At 48.8% G+C, this 24,887-nt stretch carries 19 protein-coding genes; 13 read left to right on the forward strand and 6 right to left on the reverse strand.

Annotated elements, in window-relative coordinates; translation table 11 throughout:
* Positions 1 to 446: 446 nt before the first annotated feature.
* A complete protein-coding gene (locus tag MHI01_RS21255) occupies positions 447 to 1,640 on the reverse strand; it encodes an MFS transporter (protein WP_036612688.1) in 1,194 nt (397 codons plus the stop codon).
* Positions 1,641 to 1,803: 163 nt separating this feature from the next.
* Between MHI01_RS21255 and mobA the strand changes: the two genes are divergently transcribed.
* Positions 1,804 to 2,463 carry a molybdenum cofactor guanylyltransferase gene (gene mobA / locus MHI01_RS21260; protein WP_340984065.1) on the forward strand — a complete coding sequence of 220 codons (660 nt, stop codon included), beginning with the start codon at positions 1,804 to 1,806 and terminating at the stop codon, positions 2,461 to 2,463.
* Here the strand turns inward: mobA and MHI01_RS21265 are convergent.
* On the reverse strand, positions 2,403 to 3,374 hold the full coding sequence (locus MHI01_RS21265; RefSeq protein WP_340984066.1) for an AraC family transcriptional regulator: 972 nt from the start codon (positions 3,372 to 3,374) through the stop codon (positions 2,403 to 2,405). The two genes, mobA and MHI01_RS21265, sit on opposite strands and share 61 nt — an antisense overlap.
* Positions 3,375 to 3,622: 248 nt before the next feature.
* On the opposite strand from MHI01_RS21265, the gene MHI01_RS21270 reads away from it, so the two are divergent.
* The 6 genes from MHI01_RS21270 (at position 3,623) to MHI01_RS21295 (ending at position 12,186) form a co-directional block, all read left to right on the forward strand.
* A complete protein-coding gene (locus MHI01_RS21270) occupies positions 3,623 to 5,626 on the forward strand; it encodes a beta-galactosidase (protein WP_340984067.1) in 2,004 nt (667 codons plus the stop codon).
* Between the two features lie 347 nt (positions 5,627 to 5,973).
* The gene (locus tag MHI01_RS21275) at positions 5,974 to 7,764 is read left to right on the forward strand and encodes a sensor histidine kinase (protein WP_340984068.1); all 1,791 of its coding nucleotides are present in this window, start codon (positions 5,974 to 5,976) and stop codon (positions 7,762 to 7,764) included.
* The gene (locus MHI01_RS21280) at positions 7,761 to 8,870 is read left to right on the forward strand and encodes a response regulator (protein WP_340984069.1); all 1,110 of its coding nucleotides are present in this window, start codon (positions 7,761 to 7,763) and stop codon (positions 8,868 to 8,870) included. The genes MHI01_RS21275 and MHI01_RS21280 overlap by 4 nt, the downstream gene beginning before the upstream one ends.
* A 147-nt stretch (positions 8,871 to 9,017) precedes the next feature.
* Entirely contained in the window at positions 9,018 to 10,298 is a 1,281-nt protein-coding gene (locus MHI01_RS21285; RefSeq protein WP_047840742.1) for an ABC transporter substrate-binding protein, read from the forward strand.
* A gap of 179 nt (positions 10,299 to 10,477) precedes the next feature.
* Positions 10,478 to 11,362, forward strand: coding sequence for a carbohydrate ABC transporter permease (locus tag MHI01_RS21290; protein ID WP_047840741.1), 885 nt, complete (start codon positions 10,478 to 10,480; stop codon positions 11,360 to 11,362).
* A complete protein-coding gene (locus MHI01_RS21295; protein ID WP_047840740.1) occupies positions 11,359 to 12,186 on the forward strand; it encodes a carbohydrate ABC transporter permease in 828 nt (275 codons plus the stop codon). Before MHI01_RS21290 ends, MHI01_RS21295 begins: the two co-directional genes overlap by 4 nt.
* A gap of 161 nt (positions 12,187 to 12,347) precedes the next feature.
* Here MHI01_RS21295 and MHI01_RS21300 read toward each other — a convergent pair whose 3' ends face one another.
* On the reverse strand, positions 12,348 to 13,841 hold the full coding sequence (locus MHI01_RS21300) for an aminotransferase-like domain-containing protein (RefSeq protein ID WP_340984886.1): 1,494 nt from the start codon (positions 13,839 to 13,841) through the stop codon (positions 12,348 to 12,350).
* A gap of 135 nt (positions 13,842 to 13,976) precedes the next feature.
* On the opposite strand from MHI01_RS21300, the gene MHI01_RS21305 reads away from it, so the two are divergent.
* The gene (locus MHI01_RS21305; RefSeq protein WP_340984070.1) at positions 13,977 to 14,585 is read left to right on the forward strand and encodes a LysE/ArgO family amino acid transporter; all 609 of its coding nucleotides are present in this window, start codon (positions 13,977 to 13,979) and stop codon (positions 14,583 to 14,585) included.
* A 211-nt stretch (positions 14,586 to 14,796) separates the two neighbouring features.
* On the opposite strand, the gene MHI01_RS21310 is transcribed toward MHI01_RS21305, so the two are convergent.
* The 3 genes from MHI01_RS21310 to MHI01_RS21320 all read right to left on the reverse strand — a co-directional run bounded on the left by MHI01_RS21310 (position 14,797) and on the right by MHI01_RS21320 (position 19,356).
* Positions 14,797 to 15,633, reverse strand: a complete 837-nt coding sequence (locus MHI01_RS21310; RefSeq protein ID WP_282320060.1) for a methyl-accepting chemotaxis protein — start codon at positions 15,631 to 15,633, stop codon at positions 14,797 to 14,799.
* A 376-nt stretch (positions 15,634 to 16,009) separates the two neighbouring features.
* Positions 16,010 to 17,011: a GTP 3',8-cyclase MoaA gene (moaA, locus tag MHI01_RS21315; RefSeq protein WP_076319249.1), complete on the reverse strand. Its 1,002-nt coding sequence runs from the start codon at positions 17,009 to 17,011 to the stop codon at positions 16,010 to 16,012.
* A gap of 119 nt (positions 17,012 to 17,130) precedes the next feature.
* Entirely contained in the window at positions 17,131 to 19,356 is a 2,226-nt protein-coding gene (locus tag MHI01_RS21320; protein ID WP_340984071.1) for a methyl-accepting chemotaxis protein, read from the reverse strand.
* Between the two features lie 364 nt (positions 19,357 to 19,720).
* On the opposite strand from MHI01_RS21320, the gene MHI01_RS21325 reads away from it, so the two are divergent.
* The 5 genes from MHI01_RS21325 to MHI01_RS21345 all read left to right on the forward strand — a co-directional run bounded on the left by MHI01_RS21325 (position 19,721) and on the right by MHI01_RS21345 (position 24,873).
* On the forward strand, positions 19,721 to 20,545 hold the full coding sequence (locus MHI01_RS21325; protein ID WP_340984072.1) for an ABC transporter ATP-binding protein: 825 nt from the start codon (positions 19,721 to 19,723) through the stop codon (positions 20,543 to 20,545).
* Positions 20,526 to 21,338, forward strand: a complete 813-nt coding sequence (locus MHI01_RS21330) for an ABC transporter permease (RefSeq protein ID WP_100528373.1) — start codon at positions 20,526 to 20,528, stop codon at positions 21,336 to 21,338. The genes MHI01_RS21325 and MHI01_RS21330 overlap by 20 nt, the downstream gene beginning before the upstream one ends.
* Entirely contained in the window at positions 21,335 to 22,273 is a 939-nt protein-coding gene (locus MHI01_RS21335; protein ID WP_340984073.1) for an ABC transporter permease, read from the forward strand. Before MHI01_RS21330 ends, MHI01_RS21335 begins: the two co-directional genes overlap by 4 nt.
* A gap of 140 nt (positions 22,274 to 22,413) precedes the next feature.
* Positions 22,414 to 23,478 (forward strand): ABC transporter substrate-binding protein, encoded by a 1,065-nt coding sequence (locus MHI01_RS21340; protein WP_445744907.1) that lies wholly within the window; start codon positions 22,414 to 22,416, stop codon positions 23,476 to 23,478.
* Between the two features lie 21 nt (positions 23,479 to 23,499).
* On the forward strand, positions 23,500 to 24,873 hold the full coding sequence (locus MHI01_RS21345) for an aspartate aminotransferase family protein (RefSeq protein WP_340984074.1): 1,374 nt from the start codon (positions 23,500 to 23,502) through the stop codon (positions 24,871 to 24,873).
* The last annotated feature ends 14 nt before the right edge of the window (positions 24,874 to 24,887 follow it).

Genomic DNA, 24,887 nt, shown 5'->3' on the forward strand with positions numbered 1-24,887 from the left:
CGAACCGAAGACACGTTATTCAAGTGTATTTGGACATTCCAGCAACGTAATGAATCGTAGACACCTTATTTCCTCGTTCGGTCTGTCTTTTTTGGATTTTCAGCGTCTTTTACGCGAAATAACGTGGCTGAGATTCCTTGGCTTTAGAATTTCGTGAAATTAGTGCAAATAAGACGTCTAAGGTTCGTTAGGAGCAACAAACCTTAGACGCCTTTTCTCTTTACTGCACCTATGCTTAATCTTTTGTTTGAATGTTTGAACGGTTTATTTACACGATAACGGAGAGGACAGAAATAACCTGAAGAAGCAGAGCGTTCGCCTTTATCCCCGGGTTTTACCCTTTGAAAAGGGAATCAAAAAATCCGGGGATAACAGCGATCGGAAGGGTATTCTGTCATCGTAGTGCTCTTGTGTAAAACGATCTCTCAACTTTTTCTAACAAAAGATTATCTGTCCTCATCCATATTGCCCATCTCCGTCAACACAACCGGCTGATAGCCGTTACGTCGATTCGATAACCACATGATGCTAAATCCAACAGCGCCGATGAGCGAGAAGAATACGCCAATGCTATACATGATTTCTGCACCGAAGCTCTGGAACAACCAGCCGCCGAACAGACCGGCAATCACGCCGGAGAGACCTCCCCAGGCCATCGTATAGACCGCTTGACCGGAAGAACGATAAGGTCTTGGAATGAACAGCATGGTCAGTTGCGTACCCACATAGAAGTACCCACCAAACGTAATGGAGTGCATCAACTGAATGAATACAATCTCCAGTGGGTTGTTAGCCATTGCCATGAGCTGCCAGCGAAGTGCAAACAGCACACTGATCAGAATGAGAGATGCCAGGAGCATGCTCATTTTGCGTTTGAGTAAACGGTCGAGCAGCAGGAATACGCCGACTTCGAGAATGGATGAGGTGAAGATGGCCCAGCCGACCATCTGTTTATCGCCACCCATCTCTACTATGTATAGTGACATAAAAGTACTGTTCATGGCATTAGGCACCGATACGAGTACACCCAGGCCGATAAATGCCATAAAATACGGATTGAACATGACTTTGCCAAACCGCCGAAAAGTAACCACCGGTGTATCCGAAGCGATCGGCTGTCTGGGTAGAAATACGGATAATACAAAGGCGGTGGCAATCATGCACGCAAATATAATGGATACACTGCCGATGCCAAAACGGTCAATGAGCGGTCCGGCTGCGACGGCAGTCAGCGCCCAACCGAGTGAACCCCAGAGCCGGAATGATCCAAATTTCTGGGTTGTACCATCGATATATCCAAGAATCAGACTGTTCGTTTGAGCAAATAATGGACTTTGAAAAAAATAAAAGAAAATCATGGCTACATAGATCCATGTATAAGTGGGCGCATAGAATACACCCTGGGCGAGCACAAATGTGCCTCCCATCATAATCATCAGAATGATGCGAATGTTGCGAGATTTATCGCTCCAGAAACCCCAGAACGGGTTGGCAAACAAGGATACAAAGGGTCCAATCGCCATGAGACTGCCAATCTCCAGTTTGGTCATACCAATCTCTTGCAGATACAACTGCAGGAATCCGGCGAAGATGGAGATGGCTCCATATATGAAAAAGTTATATAGTTTCAGAGAAACCAATGAGGGATTGCCTCTTGAAGGTGCAGGTCTGTCCAATTAAGCCATTCCTTTCAAATGCATATTGTTCAATGTATCATTTGTTGAAAGGGGATTCAATGCATAGCGAACGTTTTGAAATTGATGTAGTCAAACACATATCGTTACCAGGAGGGAGGATAACAACATGAACACGCGTGAATGGACAGGCATCATATTGGCAGGAGGATTATCCAGCCGCATGGGGACCAACAAAGCCATGTTGGAACTGAACGGTTCCGTTGTACTGCAACATGTCACAAAGGCCATGAGACCCGCCGTATCCCGTATCATCGTGGCTGCCGGACCCAATGTGACAACTTACGGTGCAATGGGCTACGACTGCGTTCAGGATCACTATCCGGGGAAGGGGCCACTCGCCGGTCTTCACGCAGCGCTGGAAGCTTCCGATACAGACTGGAATCTGGTATGCGCCTGCGATATGCCGCTCCTGCAAACGTCCTTTTTTGATGGGATAAAAAAGCTGGCCGAGGCGCATGACTCTTATTCTGCTATCGTTCCACGCGTGGATGGACATGTCCACCCTCTTGCAGGGGCTTACCACATACGAGTGCTCCCTGATCTGGAGCAACGTCTGATACAGGATCATCTTCGAGTCATGCGATGGCTTGAAGAGATCGGTTGCTGTTATGTCGAAACGGAAGAGCTTGAGAGAGCGGGTGTTCACCAAGTAGCGATGCAAATGAGTAATATGAACACGCCGGAAGAGTACGAGCGTATCCGTAATCAAGATTCTGGACTCGATTCCGATCTGTGGGTTACAGGATCGCCTGATGCTTCTGCATGATGATTGCGATATTGAAGCGGGCTTTGGCCTGTCCAGCGTTTGAATTGTCTGCTGAAATGGGACAGATGGGTGTAACCGAGCTTCCACGCAATTTCCCCGAGCGACAGCTCTGGCTGTTCGATCAGCACTTTGGCCTCCTGCAACTTCAAGCTGGACAAGTAAGCCCTGGGCGATCGCCCGTACACCTTGCGAAAGACCTGTAAACCATATCCCGGGCTGATGCCAAACGAGGATATAATCTGCTCTACTTTGACCGTGGATACGCTGCTTTCCTTGGTTCGAAGCTGGGCATGGAATGCCTGCTTGATCGCCTCCGCTATAGCTCCCGCATAATGCATGGCTGTTGGAGCTGGTGCATGTGAAGCAGCAACGGAAGTGGTGGCCTCCGGTTCATTGTCAGCGGCTTGGGACAACAGGGCGAACAGTTCAAACATGCGTGCCTGCATGATCATTTTGTCAGTGGACGTGTAGGCTTCAGATACGTTAATCATCCCCATCCAACTCTCCAGCACAACGCGCATCTTCCTATTATCTGCCGTACCTGCTGCGTAGATTCGGCTGTGCTGTGACATCAGCTTCAGGGTGAAGACCGGATCATCCACATTAAAGTGAGCGCTAAAATAAGTCATGCCTTCCGTGGATACACATTGATTTGTATGTTTGAACCCGGGAGGAATGAGAAGAATGGAACCTTCCTCCACGGTATAGGTATAACCATGAATCACACTCTCCTGCGTACCTTCGATGATCAACATAATCTCAAAGCCCGGATGTGATTCCTCCGGCATCGCCCATCCACAGGGTACTTGTTGGCTGTGAGCACCATAGAATTTGATGTTACAGTCGATAATAGGCAGCCAGTGGGCCAGCGTATGGTGTGGCATTTCTCGGAGCTGTGATCGGATATCCATCATATTCACCTCGGAAAAGGGTAAAAACAACTTGCCTTATACAATCGGCACCCGTAGTATACTTCATTATAATCAGTTTAACGCAAGCATGGATAATCCATGGAATACATCAGCGTTTGAAGTGGTTGCTGAACAATCCAAGTTCTTCAACCGACATTAATGTAAACGCTACCATTATGGATTGGAATATGTCAACTCTTGCACACGTCAAGATCACTATATTTTCCACCTAAAAAGGAGATTAAATCATGGACAAATTATTATATGGCGTAGCTTACTATGATGAATATATGCCTTACGAAAGATTGGACAAAGACATTCAGATGATGAAGGATGCAGGGATTAACGTGGTCCGCATTGCAGAATCAACCTGGAGTACCCATGAACCGCAAAATGGTGTATTTGACTTCTCTTCCGTGGATCGTGTGCTCAATGCCATGCATGAGGCGGGGATTCAGGTCATCGTTGGCACACCAACGTATGCTGTTCCAACGTGGATGGTCAAGGAATATCCGGACATTCTGGCTACAACCTCACAGGGACCTGGCAAGTATGGCGCAAGACAGATCATGGACATTACACATCCAACCTATCTATTCTATGCCGAGCGGATCATCCGCAAGCTGATCTCTCGGGTAAGTACACATCCAGCGGTAATCGGTTATCAGACAGATAACGAGACGAAGCATTACAATACGGCTGGAGATAATGTACAACTGCAATTCGTCAAACATATGCGGAACAAGTTCAGCTCCCTGGATGAGCTTAACAAGGAATTTGGCCTCGACTACTGGAGCAATCGGATCAATAGCTGGGAGGACTTCCCGTCTGTTGTAGGAACGATCAACGGCAGTCTGGGTGCTGAATTTGCCAAGTTCCAGCGACAGTTGGTAACCAACTTTTTGGCTTGGCAAGTGGGGATCGTGAATGAATACAAACAGGAAGGACAGTTTGTTACCCAGAACTTTGACTTCGATTGGCGTGGATATTCCTACGGCATTCAAGGGGATGTGGACCATTTTGCCGCATCGAAACCTTTTGACATCACCAGTGTGGACATCTACCATCCTTCCCAGGATGATCTGACCGGCATTGAGATTTCATTCGGCGGGGATGTGGCGCGTTCGACCAAACAATCGAATTATCTGGTACTGGAGACCGAAGCGCAGGCGTTCTGGCATTGGGTTCCTTATCCGGGACAGCTGCGTTTGCAGGCATTCAGTCATCTGGCTTCAGGGGCGAACATGGTCGCTTACTGGCACTGGCATTCGTTGCACAATTCCTTTGAGACGTATTGGAAAGGATTGCTCAGTCATGATTTCGAACCGAATCCGGTGTACAACGAAGCGAAGACCATTGGTAGGGATTTTGCAAGACTGAGTCCTAAGCTTGTGAATCTGAAGAAAAAGAATCGGGTGGCCGTGCTGTTCAGCAATGAGGCCCTGACTTCCATCAAGTGGTTTGGGTTTAACTTCACCAGTGACAAGAACTACAATGACGTGGTGCGCTGGATGTACGATGAATTGTACAAGATGAACATTGGCTGTGACCTCATCGACCCATCGGTTGAGAGTTATGCGGAGTATGACGTACTCGTTGTACCTGCTCTGTATGCTGCTTCGGATGCATTGCTGGAAAAATTGAATCAATTCGTAGAGGATGGCGGACATATCGTCTACTCGTTCAAAAGTGGATTTGCAAATGAGCATATCAAGGTACGCTCTACCCGCCAGCCCGGGCTAATTAGTGAGGCATGCGGGATCAGTTATAACCTTTTTGTAGAGCCAAAACATGTTTCGCTGCGCGATGATCCATTTGTAGTTGGTGAGGAGCAGAACCGAGTTCACACCTGGATGGAACTGATTACACCAACAACGGCTGAAGTACTCGCTTGGTATGATCATCCACATTGGGGTGAATATGCGGCAATTACCCAGAATGCCTATGGAAAAGGCAAAGCAACCTATGTCGGCTGTTACACCAGTTCTGCGGTGATCCGTAAGGTGTTGGAACGTGTCATGAAGGAAGCGGGCGTATGGGGAGCTGATCAGGAGCTGGCTTTTCCGATCATTGTGAAGACAGGTGTGAACGATCAAGGGAACACGATTCGCTATTATTTCAATTATGCAGATGAGGCAACATCCTTCGTGAATGCTTATGGAGAAGGGACTGAACTTCTGGCAGGAACCCCGATTGCTGCGGGAGAGAAGATCGAACTGGAGCCATGGGGCATACGGATTATCGAACAATAATAGAAAATAATAAATATAGGTATATAAGTTGAATTCAACAAGTACACGTTAACGGAGAGGGCAGAAGAAACCTGAGGAAGCGGAGCTAAAAGCTTTCTGAAAGAAAGCTGCATCGGAAGCATATACCTCGCCTTTATCAACGGATTTTCCCCTTAGAAAAGGGAATCAAAAAAATCCGGTGATAACAGCGATCAGAGGGTTGTTCTGACCACGTAGTGATCTCGTGTAACCATTCATTCTATTGTATAACGTGATATTTTAACATTTCCAAACGAATATAAAGACCAAAGCGCCCTCAGCTTCCATGCTGGGGCGTTTGTCTATTTTAGCTCAGGAGTGGATGCGCTGTGTTTACCGAATGTTATCGGAAGCTGATAGATCCTTTCAAACGCAGCATTCGCAATAAATTGATTCTTACCATGACGCTTCTGGCTGTTCTGCCCGTCATTGCCATGACCGCTATGGCAGCCGAGAATACCCGCTTTTCCATGGAAAAGGAGATTATGGAGACCAACCGAGCCAATATGAACTGGGCCTCCATCTATCTGGGTGAACAGTTCGCGCGCATGAACAATATTATTTATTCCATTCAGATCAGTGACGAATTGCATCAATATCTGGCGTTGAACGAGGAAGCGCCGGCGGCCAGTCGATTCGATGAACAGAAGGCCATGTTCAATATGCTGAACAGTGTATACTATTCTGCTGGCAATTATGTATTTGGCGTTGAACTGTACCTGAAGGAATTGGACACCTTGTTCACCTTCAACTCGATGGATTCTCGCATCAAAGCGGTATCGGAAATACCGGAAGGATATCATGAGCTTTTTGCACAACATAAAGATTTTACGATTATCAATGATCCGGACGATCCGCAAAAGTTTCACATGACCCGCAGCATGAACCGCTTCGAGGATCAGGCACAGATCGGGGCCATCAGTCTGGAGGTCAAGTGGGCTGAGTTCAACCAGACCCTGGAGCTGCTGGATAGCCGGGGAGACTATGCGGTATACATTGCTGATAGCGCGGGCAGTCCGGTCTATCAGCCAAACCAAGAGATTCAGCCGTCTGCGGAAGCACTGGAGAAATTGGCAGGCACAAAAGAAAGCTCGGGTTTCATTCGTACAGCCAAGGAATACGTATTTTTTCATTCCATTGAGCCGTCAGGACTGCGTGTGATCAAGATTGTACCTGCCCACGTCGTTAACGAAAGTGCCTTGGAAACGATGAAATACGGATTGGTTGTGGGTGGCCTGGCAACCGTCATTTCTGTAGGACTAGCTGCGCTCGTAGCCTGGCGTACATCGAAACCCATTGTCAGACTGGCGAATTCCATGAAGGGTATTCAACTGATCAAGGACAGGGAAGTGGTGCGAAGTGGCCGGGTAGATGAGATTGGTCTGCTGGAGAAAAATCTGCACGGCATGGCTAGTCGTATCCGGGAACATATTCGCGACAACTATCTAATGAATCTGGAGAAGCAGACGGCCGAGCTCAAAGCACTGCAATCCCAGATCCATCCGCATTTCCTGCAAAACACACTGCAGATGATTGGCGGCATGGTCTACTCGCAAAAACCGGCAGACAGTTACAAGGTCATTCGAGCCTTAAGCGAGATGTTTCGTTATATTGTGCGAGCGCCGGATGGACTGGTGCCCCTGCAGTCTGAACTCGATCAGTTGGAGCATTATATGCTGATTCAGAAGCAACGTTTTGCCGGCAGGCTTGAATATACAACGGAGATTACGGGAGAATTTCGGGCGTGTTATATCCCCAAGTTGTCTTTGCAACCCATTGTGGAGAATGCATTTTTGCATGGTCTGGAGAAGAAACAGGGCGAATGGAAGCTGGGCATTGAGGTCGTCTATGAACCTAAAGATGTAACCATTCGAATTTGTGATAACGGTGTGGGTATGGATGCTGAGAAACTAACGGAGATGAAATCCAGACTGGAGCGGCTTACCCGGCAGGCAGATCGGGTGTGGAGTTCAGGTACAAGTATTGGACTGGTCAATGCGGCCTCACGAATTGTAATGCATTTTGGACCTGAATACGGGATGAGCATGGAAAGTGAATATGGACAGGGGACGAGCGTTACGGTACGAATCCCCTGCAATACAGGAGGCGAAGCCTTGTGACAAAGGAACTGTACAGAGTGCTACTGGTGGACGATGAACCGTGGAACCGGGATATTTTGCGCAATCTCGGAGATTGGAATGAACTCGGCATGACCGTTGCAGGTGAGGCAGAGGATGGCGAGCAGGCCATACAACTGGTCAAGCAGCATCAGCCTCACATTATCATTACGGACATGCGCATGCCCGGTACAGACGGTGTGGAACTGTTACAGACGCTGAGCGGACAGTACCCACAGATCAAGGTGATCGTGGTGAGCGGGTATGATGACTTCAATTATGCAAAACATGCGCTCCGCCATCGGGCTGCTGATTATCTGCTCAAACCGGTGAATCCGGATGAACTGAATGGTGTACTTGCTAAATGTGCAAGGGAGTTGGAAAAGGTTGAATCAGCACCTGAATCGTGGGAATCGTACCCATCTTCGTTCGCAGGTGAGTTCTCCCTGTTTCAGCAGCAGGCCCGCCTGCGGTTTAATGACCTAAACGTTCAGAGTCTGCGGGAGTGGTTCCAGCAATTACAGCAGAAGCTGGAACGATGTGAGATTAACAGACCTCGGCAGCTTGGAAGGGTGGCTCATGAATTACAGGCTTTGCTGGACGAACTGTGCGTCTCCAATGGCTTGTACGAGCGGCCCGAAGCAACGGCGCTACCTCCTGCGTCTGCGCTGGCTTCCATCGAATCCACGATCACATGGATTTCGACTCCGTACTATCAGGCTTTGGAGCAACTGATTGCGCAGCGTAAGTTCAAGAATAAGCTGAACCTGGACGAGGTGAAACAATACATTGAGCAGCACTGTATGGAGATGATTACGCTGGAGCAGCTCGCCCAGATCTTTTTTGTCAGCAAGGAATATCTCAGCAAGGTATTCAAGAAAGAGTATGAGGTGAATGTGACCGACTATGTTGTCCAATTACGTATGACGAGAGCGAAAGAATGGGTGATGGATGAACAGATTCCGTTCAAGCATATTGCCGAGATGGCGGGTTATGAGGATGTGTCCTACTTCTATCGAGTGTTTAAGAAGCATTTCGGAATATCTCCAGGGGAGATGCGGAAGGGACAGGCTCGTATATCAGGTAAATCAGGCAATAGTACGGAATGAGACATTCGAGAGAGCATTTGCGGCAGGATTAAGGTTTAAAATAATCCAATACACAAGTCTAATTTTGTCCAATGAAGCGCTTTCATTTACTGATATATAATGATCCTATGAAAGACAAACCAGTTACACACCGGGAGGTCATAAGAGATGAAAGTATGGAAAAGCGTAGCAAGTGCGGTACTGGTCAGTGTTCTGCTCGCAGGTTGCGGTTCCAATGCAGGAACGGACAATGGGCAGGAGGAATCCGCATCAGGCAGCACGGTATCACTCAAAGTATTCGTTGCACAACCTCGGCTGAAAGAACATTACGACAAATATATAGAACAGTTCAAAGCTAAGGAGAAAGCAGAGAAAAACATTGAAGTGAACGTGCAACTGGAGATGCCGCCTGCGGACAATGCACCTCAGATTCTGAAGACTCGTCTCGCCTCCAATGATGCACCGGATGTGTTCGCCCTGCATGCAGTCAATGAGATTCCACCATTCAGCAAAGCTGGTTATCTGGAAGACCTGTCGGGCCAACCTTTTGTCGATAAGCTACTGGATTCGGTTAAACCTTCCATAACGGATGCGGAGGGTAAAATCGTAGCTATTCCATTGGAAACAGTATCATGGGGCTATCTGTACAATAAAGATATTTTTGAAGAGCAAGGGCTGGAAGTGCCAACGACGTTAACAGAAATGAAAGCGGTCGTGGAGAAACTCAAAGCAGCCAACATTACACCGTTTGAACTGTCCTACAAAGAAGCCTGGATTCCGCAATTATTCCTGCCACTTACCGTGGGTGCATTAACTCAGTCTGAGCACAAAGACTTCGTGGAGAAGATGAATCAGGATCAGGGCTCCTTCTCCGATATGAAAGCATTGTTTGATATCTTCGATCTCGTCAATGCCAATGGAACGGACAAAGCGCTGGAAGTGGGCGGAGATGATGGTTCAGCAGCCTTCGCATCAGGAAGCGCCGCGATGTGGATTCAGGGACCCTGGTTTGCCGAAACCATTCTGAAGTCCAACCCGGACTTGAACTTTGGTGTAGCACCAATGCCGATCAATGACAATCCGGATGATACCAAAATCAATCTGAGCACCTCCACTTCGCTGGCAGTATCGTCATCTAGCAAAAACAAAGAAGTGGCACTCGATTTCGTGAACTACATTCTCGATGACAAGGATTCAAGTGCATTCTTCGAAGCGCTTAAATTTAATCCGATTGCCAAGATCCATGACTTCAAGAGCTTCCCGTGGGTAGACGATGCCCAGAAATATGTGAGTGAAGGTAAAGCTTATGAGGACCCATCTCTTCCTCAAGCGGTGAAAGACGAGTCAGGCAAAGCGTTGCAAGGCTACTACTCTGGGCAATTAAATCAACAGCAGGTTATCGATGCGCTCGACAAGGCGTGGAAATCCTACAACAAAGTCAACAAGTAAGGAGCTGTGAGGAATGGAGTATCCGCTTTTGTTGGCAAATCTCTACGGTTTGAGAGTTTTGTCAACAAATGAGCGGTACTTTGTTTCGTCAGAGTCTCCAAGCAGATGATACGGCAGGCAGAACGTTCTTCGTTCCCTCGTTTACAATCATCCGCTTCGAGTGAAAAGGGGGAGAACCAATGGCTACGAATGTGTTCAAGAAGTATCTGTCACTGCTCGCGTTCACTGCGCCTGCCTTTGTCATCTATGCGATTTTCCTGCTGTATCCCACGTTTAGTGGCATGTTCTATAGTCTGACGGATTGGAACGGACTCAATCAGGATTACAGCTTTATCGGTCTGGGCAACTTCGTGGAATTGTTCAAAGAAGATCCAGACTTTCTGAACTCTCTGTGGTTCACGATGAAATATGTAATATTTATGCTGATTCTGCAAAATGGAATTGCCTTGCTGCTCGCTGTGTTGATTGAGTCACGAACGCGCAGCAAAGGGCTTTTCCGGACGTTGTTCTTCATGCCTAACATGATCAGTACAATCATCAGTGCTTTCATGTGGACCTTCATCTTCTCTCAGGTGCTGCCACAGCTCGCAGAGAAACTGGCTTTTTCGTTCCTCGACCAGCAATGGTTGGGTGATCCGAAGTTTTCATTTTACTCCATTCTGATCGTATCGCTCTGGAACGGTGTAGGGTATATGATGATCATCTATCTGGCTGCTCTCCAGGGTGTGCCGAAAAGTCTCAAAGAAGCGGCTGTTATTGATGGGGCCAACGCATTCCAGGTACTGCGTAATGTAGTGTTGCCGATGATAACTCATGCCGTGACCATCTGTTTCTTCCTGACGCTGAACGGAGCATTCAAAGTGTTTGAAGTGGTATATGGACTGACTGGTGGCGGACCGGGTCGGGCCACGCAGGTGATCACGATGAACATCTATGAAGAAGCATTCTCCAACAACTTCAGATACGGCTATGCGAGTGCCAAATCGGTTGTGCTGTTCATCATCGTACTCATCTTTACACTCATCCAGATCACCGTCATGAAGAAGAAAGAGGTGGAAGCATGAGGATGCAACGACTGAACAGTTATCTGATTCGACTGCTGCTGATTCTGGGCTCTCTCGTCGCCATGCTGCCGATCTACATGGCGGTTGTGAACTCTTTCAAAACACAGGGTGAGATGTTCCAATCTTTTCTCGCGCTGCCAACAACGTTGCACTGGGAGAATTATTCGGACGCGTTTAACAAAATCAATCTGTTGGGCAGTTCCATGAACTCGGCAATTGTATCCTTTCTGGGGATCGGGGGAATCGTCTTCTGTGCCTCACTTGCGGGATACAAGTTGTCACGTACCTCCGGACGTTTGAGCAACCTGATCTTCTTCCTGTTTGTTGCATCCATGCTGGTGCCGTTCCACTCGATCATGATTCCGCTGACACGGGTAGCCAAAGGCATGGGGGTGCAAGGAAGCACGTACGGATTGGCCCTGATCTATATCGGACTTGGCGTGAACATGGCAATCTTCCTCTATCACGGGTTTGTGAAGTCCATTCCGCGTGAATTGGAAGAATCAGCTCAGATGGACGGATGTAATGAGTTCCAGACATTCTTCCAGATTATCTTCCCACTCTTGCTGCCGATCACAGTCACCATCGCGATTCTGGACTTCCTGTGGATCTGGAATGACTTCTTGTTGCCACTGCTCATGCTGACCGATGTGAATCGTTATACGCTGATTCTGTCCACAAACATGCTGTTTGGTGAATATAATAAGGAATGGCCATTGATTCTGTCCTCCCTGGTACTGACTGCGATTCCGGTTATTCTGATCTATGCGTTCTTCCAGAAGTTCATCATGGAGGGTATTGCAGAGGGTGCGGTCAAAGGATAGAACGTTCAAAGGAATCCCGCAGCGCATCTGGTGTTTGCCCGTTCTGTTATTCGGCCAAACTTTCGAAACTTACGCAAATAGCCTTGATCTGAAGGACGTGGTCCTTCAAGGTCAAGGCTGTTTTTTTTGATTGTGAAATCAGGAAAAAGCATTCGTCGAAGTCAGGAGCCAGAATCCATAAGCCTGTGGACAGCCTCTGCCAGGCATTGTAATCCACGCTCCATCTCATCGGGGGATGCATAAGCGTAAGACAGCCGAATATGACTCGCATCTAACCGGTCATACAGATAACCCGGGTGGATAAGTACATTTTGCTCCAGACAGGTATGGAACAATTGGCGGATAGAGAGCGGAGAGACAGTGAATTGCAGCCAGATGTAAAACCCGCCAGCGGGTATTTCCCACTCCGCAATCCCATGGAAGCGACGTTGAAGCAGCTCCAGCATGAAGTCTCTGCGTCTGCGTAGTTCAGGGCGAAGGCGTTCCATATGTCCAGCGTGATGTCCTTCGGCGAACCATAGGGCAGCAGCTTCTTGGGCGAGTGAACTGGTGCCGTAATCGGTCTGCATCTTGATATCTGCGAGACGGCGAATGACCGGCTCTGGCCCAACCAGCCATCCGAGGCGCAGTCCAGGACTGACTGCCTTTGACAGGGTGCCCATATGCAGCACCCGTCCTTCCTGGTCACGCGCCTTCAGCGATGAGGGAGGAGGTTTATCCAACCACAAATCACTGTAGGCGGCATCCTCCAGTATGGAGATGCCTATTGTTCGAGCGGTGGTCATGAGTTCTTCCCGGCGGTGATCACTCATGACATAGCCGGTGGGATTGTGAAAGCTCGGGATCGTGTAGAGAAGCGAGATGTGGTCTTGATCTTTGACATGCTGCGCAGCATCCTCCAGACGTGCAATATGCAATCCTTCGTCATCCATAGGGATGCCACTCATTTTCAACCCTGCCGATTGAAAGGCGTGAATCGAATAGAGATACGACGGTTTTTCCAGGAGAACCGCTGATCCGCGAGGGAGCAGTCCGACCGAAATCAAATGCAGTGCCTGAAGAGAGCCCGATACGATCAGTATGGAATCTGGAGAGGCTTGAATGCCATTCGTCTGCAAATGGACGGATAAAGCCTCACGAAGCGCCAGGCTTCCTTGAGGTTCCAGGTAGTTGAGTGTACGAGAACGATGGGACAGGGAGTGCAGAATGTCGTTAAAAGCATCCTGAGGCATCAGTTCCGGGGCAAGCTCCCCTGTACCAAGACGTATGATGCCAGGCCGGAATTCAGCCTGATTAATCTGCTGGATCTCGGGCAGGTTGGGATAATACCAGCCCTCCTCGATGGCTTCGTTCCAGTTGGGCATCGCTCCGTGAGCCATGCCATGCCAACCGGAGCCGGAAATATATGTTCCACCGCCATGCCTGCCTTCAATCAGACCAGCGGCGGCCAGATTATCCAGGGCGGTGACCAATGTACTGCGGTTTACGCCCATGGACTTAGCCCATAATCGCTGTGAGGGGAGACGATATCCTGCGGACCATTCGCCCGTTGTGATTTTCTGCCGGATATAGGCTTCAATCTGGCGATATAAGGGCAAGTCGAGAGAAGGGTTCGGCTTCCACCCCATGCTTAGCCGAGAATCAGAACGTTCCATAACTGGCAGAATCACCTCCGGTTTTCTTTGTAACAAACAATATATCATTTGGTTGGGTCTGATGCCATCCAAGTGGTTGGTTACGTCAGCCATCATCTGCCCTACTATGGAATACAGAGATAAGGGGGAAGCGCGATGGAGGTTGTTATTCACGCAGTGGTTCTGGCGTTTGGCCTGATCTTGCCACTGGGTGTGCAGAATGTATTTATTTTTAACCAAGGCATGAGCCAGAGGCGTTATATACATGCCCTGCCTGCTGTAATAACGGCAGGGGTCAGTGATACGTTGTTGATCGGGGCAGCCGTTGGAGGGGTGTCGCTCATTTTGTTGCAATGGCCATTGCTAGCGAATGTGATGTATGCAGTAGGAAGCTTGTTTCTGCTATATATGGCATGGAGTATTTGGAGGTCGTCCGAATCTGTGGAAGGTTCGCAAACGGTAATGTCAGCAGGGCGACAGATTGCGTTCGCAACATCGGTATCTTTACTCAATCCCCATGCTCTGCTGGACACGGTTGCCGTGATTGGCACCAGTTCACTTCAGTATGAAGGGGTGGAGCGCATTTATTTTGCCCTAACAGCCGCGGCTGTATCGTGGATATGGTTCTTGGGACTTGCAGGCGCAGGCAGGGTGATTGGCAGAACGGATCGAACTGGACTCATCAGTCTGGTGTTTAATCGGTTGTCCGCTGTGGTCATGGTTGGTTTGGCGGTTATGATGCTGTGGAAGCTCATCTATTCCTAAAAAGGACCGTGATGTGGCTCGTCTTGTTTAAAATAAAAAAACTCCCCGTGACGTTAATCGCACGGAGAGTTCAATGTGGATGCTGAATTTGGTAATCAGCATAGCCTGTTGAATTAGTTATTGAGTAGGAATATGTAGTGCTCGATAATGCATCGGTATTGCGTCTCTTATATATGGTTGGTCATTTGAATTAGGGTCATCGTAATCGGATCTATTCCGCCTTCAGCAACATGGATTCAATAAACACTTTCAGATCACGGCTTACACTGTTCAACTGATCAATGACCTCGCTGAACTCGGTTACCAGCACCGCTTGTTGGTTGCTAGACTGTGAGATGGATGTGATCTCCTGCTCCATCTGCTGAATGGAATGCTGAACATCTTTCAAGGAACGTTCGATATTCACCGTAGCTTCTTTGGTACCTGTAGAAAGTTTACGCACTTCAGATGCAACGACGCTGAATCCTGCGCCTGCTTCACCTGCTCGGGCCGCTTCGATGGCTGCATTCAGGCCGAGCAGATTGGTCTGTTCTGAGATTTCACGGATGAATGCGGCGACTTTGTTCACTTCGCCTGAGTTCTGCACAGCCATGCGGGTATTATCCAAAATCTGTGTGGAAGATGCCGTCAATTGCTCGGATTGGGCGGCTACCGTCTGCACCATATCTGTTAATTTTCCGCTGATACCACCGATCAATTCAGTGAAGTACTCCAGTTTTTCCTCGTTCTGAAGAGAGAAACCAATGGCAAGTGTGCCCACGATATTTCCTTGTTCATCTCGAAGTGGGGTGGCCGCCGAGTTGATTGATGTGCCATAGAATTTCGCATCAATACGGTTCGCTGAAGTTTCCCCATGTATAAGTGCCCGGCGTAGTGTAGGGTCATCGAGGGAAACGGGGTCTCCTGCCTTGATGCCCAGATCGAGTTCATTGCTCGGTACATAATACCAGAACTTCTCGGTATCGGTTACTGCAATCATGATATCGTGTTCTTTCAGCATAATTTTAAAATGTGGACTTGCTGCAACGAGTGCTTCAACGATGTTCAATAAGGTTCAGCTCCTATAATGTATGTGTATCATCTAGATGTATTGTATACATCGTCAGAATGAGGTTGATCTTGAAGGCCTGATAAGGGCATAACGTATATTAATTAAATTTTTAACAAATGAAACAGGGGAATTGATGATTTTCAGAAATTTATGAAAATATAACGAAAAAGCAGACAAGAACATGATGTTCTTGTCTGCTTTGGCTATCCACCTATGCCTTATGACACGCTCCACTTCACGTTATGAAAACTGATTTACGTAAGGGATCACCGCGCCAGCGTTACCTCATCCGTTGCGTGAAGAGGTCATCCTGACGGTAAAGATATATATCCATATGCAGGAATACGCGGTTGAGTTATATTGCGTACTGTTGTTATCCGCCAATCTGGGACATGCGGCGTACCGTCGGCGTGTGCGATTGCATTTTTTGTTCCAAAGCCAGAGCCATCTCATGATTCTTTGGTTTCGTACCCAGCGCTTTGAGGAAAAGTGCCGCCATGGCATTCGGATCATCCACGAAGCGGCGAACATTATACTCATCCGACCAGTAGAGGCAGGCTTTGATATGTCCGTCAGCGGTCAGCCGAAGTCGGTTGCAATTGTCACAGAAGTGATCGCTTACGGGATGAATCAATCCAAATGTGCCTTCGGAGCCCACAATTTTCATATTTCGTGATGGGCCATTGCCCGCAGGGCCTTTTGTATTTTCTACCGTCCAGCCTGCTTCAGCACATACATCAGTCACGGCTTCCAGCGGCAAATAGGATTTGCGCCATGAATCCGAAGCCTGTCCAATCGGCATATATTCAATAAAACGCACATGAAGAGGTTGATCAATCGTCATAGCAATAAAATCCTTGATCTCATCATCGTTGATACCCTTCATCAGCACAACATTCAGCTTGATTGGAGCAAGGCCAGCGGCAGTTGCAGCTTCAATGCCTTTCAGCACCTTGTTCACATCTCCGCCGCGGGTAATCATGGAGAAGCGATCAGCGCGCAGGGAATCCAGACTGATGTTAATCCGGTTCAACCCAGCATCTTTCAACGCCTGGGCTTGTTTGTCCAGCAGAAGAGCGTTGGTAGTCAGGGCAATATCGTCAATCCCGTCAATTGCCGAGATCATGCTGACGAGCTTATGCAGATCCTTGCGTACCAACGGTTCGCCCCCGGTGAGTCGGACTTTGCGCATGCCCATCGGGGCAAGTACCTTCAGCACCTGTGCTATTTCTTCGTAGCTCATAATCTCATCATGTGGAGCAAACTCCATACCCTCTGCGGGCATGCAATACACACAGCGTAAATTACAGCGGTCCGTAACAGAAATACGGATGTAGTCATGTATCCGGCCAAATGAATCCTGAAGCAGTTCCATGCAGACCACCCTTTCATCGGTTCAGATTGGAAATCTTCTATTATAAATGATACGACAATTTCAAAAGGAACAGTTGCATCAAATTTTAGCTATTTCTCCAATCCGCGTCAACGATGACGTCAGATGACAGCATTTTTGGCGGGGTGATTCAGATGGAATTGTCCCACGAGTTGTTGCAGAAAAACCGTAATGGCTTCCACATTATGCGAAGAATGCTGAACCTGCAACATATCACGGATCAGCTCCATCATTTCTGCTTCTACCTCGGCAGAAGTCGCCCGATTTTGATGGCTGATTGCAGCAATATTCTCCATCAGCATGACCACTTGATCCACGACTTGAGTGCGCTCAGGTTCTTCAGCAGTAGCATTTTGCAGAAGTTGCGAAGCGGCCTGAACCAGTGTTGTTCCTTCAGCCAGTACCTGATCACCCTCTGTGATCAATTGAGATGCAGCTCCTGCTGCCGTTGAGATTCGGTCCAGAATCTGATGAATATTTTCAGTTGAAGAGCGGGATAACTCGGCTAGCTTGCGGATTTCCCCTGCCACGACCGAGAACCCTTGGCCATGTTCGCCCACGCGTGCGGCTTCAATTGTAGCATTCAGAGCCAGCAGGTTGGTCTGAGCTGAAATTTCATCAATGACAGCCAGTGCACGGTAAATCTCTTTCATGGTATCCATGAAGGACAGGATGGTACGGTTAGTATCGGATACCGCTCCTGAGATTTGGGTCATTTTATCGCCGATTCGTTCCACTTCCTGCTGGGCCACGCTGATCTGTTCGGTAGCAGAGGTCTCCAGTTGTTGCAGCGTTATGCGCATGTGATCAGCAGCGATCTTGGCCTGGTCGAGATCTTCCAGTTGGGTGCGAATGGCCTGAATCATCGAACCAAGCTTGTGGTTCACACGTTCAGTCGTGCCTTGGGTTGTCTCTGTTGAGGTTCGCATCTGATACTGGTTGTCCATAACGTCTACCGTGGCAAGTTGTACCTTCAGCATAATGCCTTCCAGAGAGTCAATCATGTTGTTGATCCACTTCGCCAGTTCACCTGATTCGTCTTGGGCAAAAGCAGACGTGTCCAGGCGCTGGGTCAGATCACCCCTGCCTTCGGCGTTAATTCGAATAAATCGGCTGATGCGACGCAAGTCTTCATGAACCCGTTGATATTGGCTGCGATGCAGCTGTAATGCAGTGAAGAATCCGAATAACACGTTAAAAGCGGCCATTGCTGTCGCGCTCCAACCACTACCAGTGAAGGCATAGACCAGAGCTGCTCCTGCAACGCCTGACAAAAGCGTGAAGAGACTGTGTTGCTTGAACTGGCGCCAGCCGATGCTTCGTATCCGATACACTTCCTCCAGATCCCCTTCACACATCATGCCCCAGCGATCAGGACAGTGTGGCAGCTGGAAGGTGATGCCTTTGCCGATCACAGAAATATGGCGATAATCCGAGTAGCCGGGAAAAGCTACAAACAGATTGGAACCATTCTGAATGGTGTTTGCTACTCCGGGGTGTAGTTCTCCGGTCGACGGATCAGTGAACATGAGTTCCAGTTCGGTATGCTCCTTGACGGAAACGATACCCCATTCGGTGGTGACGCCATCTTTGAGATTTTCCCCATGTGTAAAAGTACGATCCTCGAAGCGGCTTCGGGACAAGGCGGTGCCAGGTTGCAGATGGGGCCGTAATATCGACTCAGCCATAAAGAGGTAATTGTCACCGGAATCGGGATAGATATGACCTGATTCTCGTTGGATCAGGTCACCGAGTACATCCCCGGGAACACGGCTGCATAATGAACCGACATATCGACCTTCCTGCAGGATTGGGGAGATAAACAGCAAGGTGACATCATCGTGAAAAGCGGACGAGCGGGGACCAATATCCAACGTCAGTGGATCAGAATATGGACCATACAAGCATTTTTTGCCATGACGATCTGCTCTGGAGTATTTCAATCCTGGTCCAATTAAAGCTTCGTAATCTTCATAGATCTGTCCAATATGTTTCTTATATGTAGAGAATACCACCTGATTCTGTTCGTTCAGCATAAATAGCTCCGTACTGTCTACGGCTCGAATATAACTGGATTGAAACCATGTATCTAGTTTACTTCGTTGCTGTGAACCTTGTAATACATCTTGTAATCGGACCGACTGTATCTGTTGAAGCAAACGATCCAGGTGATTCCATTGTTCATCTGCCCAGTCCATCATAAGCTGTCGTCTCGTTTCGGCAATCCCCTCAAAAATCTGTTCCACATCTTCCTTTATATGTGCGTTCAACCGATAGGATCGCCACAGCGGCAATCCTTTTCTCCATCCCAGCCAATCAAACATCATGACCACCCCGATTTCTGGATTCTATATTCAATCTTTATACAAGAAAACGAACAAGAATACGAGGGGATATGTCATATTTTCCGAATATTTAATCAATAAATACAAATGATTGTGCGCTTGTTGTTAGGTGAAATGAATGTTAGCTATCTACGAAGAAAACTCACATGTATGTATCTGAGAATCCGTCTCATTTTACATTGTGTAACATGAACAGGTCCATACTCAAAACACACTGTATAATGTAATCCCCGCCCAAAGCGATATAGTATTATCTAACAAGCAAAACCTGTTACGTTTGTGTATATAAACCTCCCATTCAGCCTTGGTGTGTAATGAAAACAACTTCCCACAAAGGAGAATGCCCATGTCCTCCATATCCTCAGCCACAGTCCCCGAAGCCTGCCATATTGATGTAGATCATGTGTCCGTTGTTTTTGGTACAGGTACACAACAAGTGACTGCCTTGTCGGATGTTACATTCCAGATCCAGTCTAATGAGTTTGTCTCTCTGCTGGGCCCTTCCGGCTGTGGCAAGTCGACCTTGCTCCGGCTGGTGGGTGATCTACTTCAACCTACCTCAGGCACCGTTCGCATCGCAGGTCAGGAGCCTGAGCGGGCTCGACTACAGCGACAGTTCGGCATTGTCTTTCAGACACCCGCCTTGTTCGATTGGCGCACCGTTCGACACAATGTGGAATTGCCCTTGGAACTGCTGGGTACCCGCCGTAAGGAGTGCCGCCGCATTAGCAGTGAACTGCTTGAAATGGTAGGGTTAACCCGCTTCGCAGACCATTATCCATGGCAGCTCAGTGGCGGAATGCAGCAACGTGTATCCATTGCACGTGCGCTTGCACTTGATCCACCATTGCTGCTCATGGATGAACCCTTCTCTGCCTTGGACGAATTCACGAAAGAAAAACTTCAATTGGAGCTGCTTGAGATCAAGCGCTCAACAGGCAAGACCTTCCTCTTTGTCACACACAGCATCCCCGAAGCCGTATTTCTGTCCGACCGGATCATCGTGCTCTCGGCACATCCGGGGCAAGTACATTCCATTCATTCCGTCAATCTGCCTTCCGAACGTCATAGTGAACTGAGAGAAACGGAAGCCTTCTACCACATGATCACAACCATTCGCAACTGCTTCTACGAGGAGCGTGATGAATCTCATGTCCCTGCGGTTCTTTAAACCGGGATATCGATCCTGGGTTGTCATCTGGATTATGACCATATTGGTGCTATGGGAAGGAATCGCCTGGATACTCCAACTGTTCTTGTCACCCCAGCAGGCGGCGTCTCGCCTTCCTTATCTGCACGAAGTCCTTGCAGCCTTGTTTCGTTACTCGAGTACGCTCGCAGAGCAGGGGGCTGTCACGTTTGGCAATGCAGCCATTGGTTTTGGAGGGGGAACGTTGCTTGGTCTGGGTCTGGCTCTACTCATGAGCGGGGCTGTCTGGCTAGAGCGCACGTTATCTCCATATGTTGTCTCCTCACAGATGGTTCCGGTTATTGGTCTCGCACCAATTGTGTACGGGATCATCCACAATGCGGAGTGGGCCCGAATTGTTATGGCCGCGTATGTCACTTTCTTCCCGATCATCATCCATACATTAAAAGGATTGAAAAGTGCAGCACCAGAGCACCTGGAACTGATGCGTTCCTGTGGAGCTTCACTGACTGCACGATATATCAAATGCCTGCTGCCCTCAGCACTGCCGGGACTATTTTCCGGTATGAAAATAGCTGCTCCGCTCGCGGTGACTTCCTCCATCGTTGTGGAATTGATGGGCGCTCCCGATGGACTCGGCGTCCTGATGGTCAGTTCGTTATATTACGGTCATGCCCAAGTTGGCATGTTCTGGGCCACCATCATGCTTAGCATTGGCATTGGCCTGATCTCGTATCTGGCCATCAGTCTGGCTGAACGTTGGCTAACCCCTTGGCAGCCTGAATTCAGGGCCAAAGGAGGCGATGCCACATGAGTGAAGGTAGAGTTTTGCAACGGAAGCGTGATGAAGGTGTGGCTATTGCTGCTGTAACTGGCGCGGCTACGCCCCTCACGGGTTCACAGATAACATCTGCTCCAGGATCAGAAATTCACGGACAACAGGGACAAGCCGAAAAGGCCAGATTGGGTACCAGCGTTCGCAGGCGCTCAATTGTACTGAGCATGCTTCCTTGGGGTGCGGGTGTGTTGTTTCTCACCCTCTGGCAGCTCAGGTTGTTTCATTGGATATTCTCGCTGGAAAGCTACCAACTGCCTGTGCCTTCCGCGATTGCGGCATCCATTCAGGAAAATGCCAATATGCTCTTTCGATACGCGATGTATAGCGGAACCGAAATGCTGGGAGGTTTTTTGCTCGGTTCATTGTTGGGTGCTCTGGCAGCGGCAGGTGCATCGTTCTTTCCAACAAGCGGCAGGGCGGCGGTTACGGTTTTGTCGGCACTGAACGCAGTTCCGATTGTGGCCCTTGCCCCGATTATGAACAATTGGTTCGGAGACGGGATCTGGTCGCGTATTGCTGTCGTCACGGTGATTACGATGGCAGCGATGGCTGTTAGCCTGTTCAAAGGGCTGACTTCCATTCAGCCGCAGTACAGTGATCTGCTGAGTGGCCTTGCCGCGAGCAGGATGCAGTTTTTTTGGAAGCTGAGACTGCCTCATGCGCTGCCTTCCCTCTTCGCCGGTCTGAAGATCAACATGTCGACCAGTATTATCGGGGCCATTGTGGGTGAATTTTTCATCGCCTCCCAGGGGCTGGGGTACTTGCTCTCGGATCAGATTCGACTGGCAAACATGCCCTTGGCCTGGTCCTGCATTGTCATCGCCGCCGCGCTCGGCATTGTGTTGTATGAAGCGGTTGTCCTGGCAGAAAAACGACTCATTCCGTGGAATCGTGCACGCACAGATCACTAACATACATCAGGGTATCAACCATCCATAGATCGTAATACCTGATAGAGGTTGTTCAAAAAGTCCACGGTACTGAAAAGTAGACTTTTTGAACACGGACTGATGCTTGATAAATCGTATATAAACAGGGAGTTGTTCTGTACATGTACAAAACGTTGAAGCCGGGTTTGCTGGTATTGGTCCTGTTGGTTGTTACGATGCTGGGTGCATGTTCTACGAAGTCCGAGCCGGCTATTGAGCCTGTCGTTGCAAGTTCAGGAGGGTCAGGAGAGGCGGATCAACCGTTAACCAAAGTGAAAATTCAGCTGAAATGGGTGCCGCAGGCACAATTTGCCGGGATCTATGCAGCGAAGGAAAAAGGTTTTTTTGCAGATGAAGGCATTGATGCCGAGATTATTCCGGGTGGTCCGGATATCGTGATAGAGCAGCAGGTGGTCAATGGTGCGGCCGATGTGGGCATTACGGGTGTAGACAGTTTGCTGGTCAGCCGGGATAACGGTCTGCCACTCGTCTCACTCGCCCAGATCTCACAGAAGAGTAGCTATCGCTTGATTGCCAAGAAGTCCCTAGGTATTACTGATCCGGCTCAGATGAAAGGCAAGAAGGTCAGTACCTGGTTTGGCAGTCAGCAGTTTCAGGTGCTCGCGTTCATGGAGAAGAATGGTCTGGATCCGAAGAAGGATATTGAACTGGTGAAGCAGGGGTTCACGATGGATCAGTTTTTCAACGATCAGGTAGATGTGGCGACGGCAACGATCTATAACGAATTTCACGTGGTGCTGGAAAGTGGGATGAAAGAATCCGATCTGGATGTATTCAATATTGAAGATGCCGGTGTTGGGATGCTGGAGGATACGCTGATTGCCAAAAAGGATTGGGTAGACAGCAACCGTGAGCTTGCGGTCAAAGTGACCCGTGCCATTTTGAAAGGCTGGAACTACGCCATTGATCAACAGGATGAAACGGTGGATATCGTGATGAGTAATGTGACGGATGGTAGTACCACTCGTGAGCATCAGGTAACAATGCTGGAAGAGATTGCAAAGCTAATTCGCCCGGAAGGGTTTACGGAGCAGCAAGTCGGCAGCTTTGTAGATGAGTCGTTTACCCGAACTGCGGATATTGCACTGAACTATGGTTTGATCAAAAAAGCCGCCAACCTGGATGAAGCGCTGGAGAAGAGTATCTATGAAGAAGCTGTGAAATAAGCGCGTGGAGGAGGATGACGAATGAGTTCTGTAGATCAGCAGCCCCAGCCGCTTGGCGGTACGAAGGAAGAATGGCTGGAGAAGGATCGCAAATACGTATGGCATCACATCTCGCCTCATAACGATCATCCAATGATTGCAGTAAGCGGGGAGGGCAGTTGGATCACCGATCAGGATGGTACGCGTTATTTGGATGCGATGTCTGGACTGTGGTGTGTGAATGTGGGGCATGGCCGTGAGGAGATTGCGAGAAGTGCCTATGAACAGATGAAAGCAATTGCTTATGTACCGATGACACAGAGTCACGAACCAGCGATTTTGCTGGCGGAGAAGCTGAATGAATGGCTGGAGGGGGAGTATCGAATATTCTTCTCCAACTCAGGTTCAGATGCAAATGAGGTGGCTTTCAAAATAGCCCGTCAGTATCACCATCAGAATGGTGAGCCTACTCGGCACAAATTCATTTCCCGTCACCGTGCCTATCACGGCAACTCCATGGGAGCGCTGGGAGCCACCGGGCAAGCCGCTCGCAAGATCAAATACGAGCCACTCGGCGTAGGTTTCTCTCATGTTCCACCACCGTATTGTTACCGCTGTCCGTTTGGACGAAACAAGGATGGATGCGGACTCGAATGTGCAACCATCTATGAAGAGGTGATTCGTTGGGAAGGTCCTGAGACGGTTGCCGCAGTAATTATGGAGCCAGTGATTACAGGAGGCGGCATGATTGTGCCCCCGCCGGATTATATGCGTACCGTGCAAGAGATCTGTCAGCGCTATGGCGTGCTGCTCATTGTGGATGAGGTAATCTGCGGTTTTGGTCGCTCTGGGCAGAAGTTTGGTCATCAGAACTATGGTGTACAGCCAGATATTGTGACGATGGCAAAAGGCATGACCAGTGCCTATTCGCCGCTATCGGCAACGGCCGTGCGAGCCGATCTGTATGACACGTTCCGCGAACCCGGACCGGATGCCCATTTTCGCCATGTGAATACATTTGGCGGAAATCCGGTGTCCTGCCGGGTGGCACTGGCGAATCTGGAGATTCTGGAACGAGAGAATCTGGTCAGCCGCGCGGAAGAACTGGGACATCTGCTTCGTGAGAAGCTGGAGCCATTGCTGGAGCTGTCCATTGTGGGGGATATCCGTTCATTCGGGTTCGCCTGTGGCATTGAATTGATTGAAGCAGACGGGTCTCCTGCGGAGGCGGACAAAGTAATGAAGGTACTCGCCAGTTGTAAAAGGGATGGCATCCTGATTGGCAAGAACGGCGATACCGTGCCGGGGTTTGCAAACATTTTGACGATCTCTCCGCCATTTGTCACGACCGAGGATGAGTTGGATCTGATCGCTGGAAGTTTGCTCATTGCGCTACGTAGTCTGGACGCAGGTTAGTTGCCATACACAGG

This window comes from Paenibacillus sp. FSL M7-0656 (assembly GCF_038003225.1).
Lineage (GTDB): Bacteria > Bacillota > Bacilli > Paenibacillales > Paenibacillaceae > Paenibacillus > Paenibacillus amylolyticus.

Excerpts from the sequence above, each read along its gene's own strand:
- mobA (WP_340984065.1), top strand. The coding sequence starts at position 1,804 with ATGAACACGCGTGAATGGACAGGCATCATATTGGCAGGAGGATTATCC.
- MHI01_RS21265 (WP_340984066.1), bottom strand. The coding sequence starts at position 3,374 with ATGGATATCCGATCACAGCTCCGAGAAATGCCACACCATACGCTGGCC.
- MHI01_RS21270 (WP_340984067.1), top strand. The coding sequence starts at position 3,623 with ATGGACAAATTATTATATGGCGTAGCTTACTATGATGAATATATGCCT.
- MHI01_RS21285 (WP_047840742.1), top strand. The coding sequence starts at position 9,018 with ATGAAAGTATGGAAAAGCGTAGCAAGTGCGGTACTGGTCAGTGTTCTG.
- MHI01_RS21290 (WP_047840741.1), top strand. The coding sequence starts at position 10,478 with ATGGCTACGAATGTGTTCAAGAAGTATCTGTCACTGCTCGCGTTCACT.
- MHI01_RS21295 (WP_047840740.1), top strand. The coding sequence starts at position 11,359 with ATGAGGATGCAACGACTGAACAGTTATCTGATTCGACTGCTGCTGATT.
- MHI01_RS21300 (WP_340984886.1), bottom strand. The coding sequence starts at position 13,841 with ATGGAACGTTCTGATTCTCGGCTAAGCATGGGGTGGAAGCCGAACCCT.
- MHI01_RS21305 (WP_340984070.1), top strand. The coding sequence starts at position 13,977 with ATGGAGGTTGTTATTCACGCAGTGGTTCTGGCGTTTGGCCTGATCTTG.
- moaA (WP_076319249.1), bottom strand. The coding sequence starts at position 17,011 with ATGGAACTGCTTCAGGATTCATTTGGCCGGATACATGACTACATCCGT.
- MHI01_RS21320 (WP_340984071.1), bottom strand. The coding sequence starts at position 19,356 with ATGATGTTTGATTGGCTGGGATGGAGAAAAGGATTGCCGCTGTGGCGA.
- MHI01_RS21325 (WP_340984072.1), top strand. The coding sequence starts at position 19,721 with ATGTCCTCCATATCCTCAGCCACAGTCCCCGAAGCCTGCCATATTGAT.
- MHI01_RS21330 (WP_100528373.1), top strand. The coding sequence starts at position 20,526 with ATGTCCCTGCGGTTCTTTAAACCGGGATATCGATCCTGGGTTGTCATC.
- MHI01_RS21335 (WP_340984073.1), top strand. The coding sequence starts at position 21,335 with ATGAGTGAAGGTAGAGTTTTGCAACGGAAGCGTGATGAAGGTGTGGCT.
- MHI01_RS21340 (WP_445744907.1), top strand. The coding sequence starts at position 22,414 with ATGTACAAAACGTTGAAGCCGGGTTTGCTGGTATTGGTCCTGTTGGTT.
- MHI01_RS21345 (WP_340984074.1), top strand. The coding sequence starts at position 23,500 with ATGAGTTCTGTAGATCAGCAGCCCCAGCCGCTTGGCGGTACGAAGGAA.